Annotated in this window: 2 protein-coding genes and 1 pseudogene; all 3 read left to right on the top strand. The window is 69.5% G+C overall.

Annotation, left to right across the window (positions count from 1 at the left end):
- The coding region (locus N864_RS25270; RefSeq protein WP_034722538.1) for a hypothetical protein at window positions 1–398 on the top strand (398 nt) is incomplete at its 5' end.
- Between the two features lie 114 nt (window positions 399–512).
- On the top strand, window positions 513–1,190 hold the full coding sequence (gene mtrA, locus N864_RS21965; protein ID WP_034722540.1) for an MtrAB system response regulator MtrA: 678 nt from the start codon (window positions 513–515) through the stop codon (window positions 1,188–1,190).
- 2 nt (window positions 1,191–1,192) lie between these two features.
- Window positions 1,193–1,810, top strand: a pseudogene (locus tag N864_RS21970) (MtrAB system histidine kinase MtrB); the annotation flags it as partial.

The following is a 1,810-nucleotide window of genomic DNA, read 5'->3' on the forward strand; positions in this document are numbered from 1 at the left end:
CGACCCCGGCGCCGTCCGGCGCGGCCGGCGCCGGGACCACAGCCACACCGGCGAAGCCGGTCGACCAGTCGACCCCGGACGCCGTGATGACCGGCTGGCTCACGGCGTTGCTGAACGGCGACAGCTCGACGGTCTGCGGGCTGATGGCCGCGAACGGCACCGCGATCGAGGACCTGCCCAACGCCAAGGAGCAGTGCGCCCAGGCGGTCACGCCGATGCTCGAGCAGCTGCAGTCCGCCAAGGACATGTTCAAGGGGCTCAAGGTCGAGGGCGCCACCGTCCAGGGCGACACCGCGACGTTCGCCAGTGCCAGGACGACCCCGGAGCTCGCCGCATCGATCATCAAGAACCTCAAGGCCGTCAAGCTGAAGGGCAAGTGGTACGTGACCCAGGGCTGACGCGCCGCGCCACTGCACGACACGCGGTCCGGGATCGCGTGCGCGCGTGTGTGATGATGTGGACGGACTGACAGCGGAACGCGGCGGGGGGACGCCGCGCGGAGGGAGTGTGACGTGAAGGGTCGGGTTCTGGTCGTCGACGACGACCTGGCGCTCGCCGAGATGCTCGGTATCGTCCTGCGCAACGAGGGGCTCGAGGTCAGCCACGTCGCCGATGGCTCGGAAGCGCTGGGTGCCTTCCGAGACGCCAAGCCCGACCTCGTGCTCCTCGACGTCATGCTGCCGGGCCTCGACGGCATGGAGGTGTGCCGCCGCATCCGCGCCGAGAGTGGCGTCCCGATCGTCATGCTGACGGCCCGCACCGACACCGTGGACGTCGTCGTCGGCCTCGAGTCGGGCGCGGACGACTACGTCGTCAAACCGTTCAAACCGCAGGAGCTCATCGCCCGGTTGCGCGCCCGGCTCCGTCGCGGCGACGAGCCGGCCCCCGAGAAGCTGACCATCGGCGATCTCGACATCGACGTCGCCGGGCACTCCGTCAAGCGGGACGGGCAGGCGCTGTCCCTCACGCCGCTGGAGTTCGACCTGCTCGTCGCCCTGGCCCGCAAGCCGTGGCAGGTCTTCACCCGTGAGGTCCTGCTCGAGCAGGTATGGGGCTACCGCCACGCCGGTGACACTCGCCTCGTCAACGTCCATGTCCAGCGGCTCCGCTCGAAGATCGAGCACGACCCGGAGCACCCGGAGATCGTCGTCACCGTCCGTGGCGTCGGCTACAAGGCAGGTCCCGCCTGACGATGAAGCCGCAGCCCGGTCAGGACGGGCTCGCAGAGCGGGCCCGCTCCGTGCTGCGCCACGGCTGGGACCGGACCCGACACCTCTGGCGCTCGTCGCTGAGCTTCCGGGTCGTCGTCGTCACGATGCTCCTCGGGCTGCTCGTGCTGAGCGCGGTCGGGACCTACCTCTACGGGGCCATCGCCCAGGGTCTGATCGACAGCCGACAGAAGATCGCGGCGGAGGACAGCCTGCGGCTCGCCAAGGACGCGCAGCGCCAGATCCTCTACACCGACCAGACCGAGTCGATCGCCCAGATCACCCAGTTCGCGACCGAGCTCGTCAAGTCCTACCGCCAGGATGCCGGCAACGAGCGACGCTACGTCGTGCTGTCGAGGACCGACAACAACACGGCGCCCGTGGCGATCGGCCCGATCGAGAGCAACGAGATCGGCGTGCGCTTCATCCCGACGAGCCTCCGACAGGCGGTCTCGTCCTCGCCCGACCGGCAGCACCTGCAGGTGGCGACGATCGACGAGAACGGCCACGAGATCTCCGCCGTGATCGTCGGCCAGCAGGTCGACCTGCCGCTCGCGCGGACGTACGGCCTCTACTTCATCTACCCGATGGACCGCGAGCGC

Source organism: Intrasporangium chromatireducens Q5-1 (genome assembly GCF_000576575.1).
GTDB lineage: Bacteria > Actinomycetota > Actinomycetes > Actinomycetales > Dermatophilaceae > Intrasporangium_A > Intrasporangium_A chromatireducens.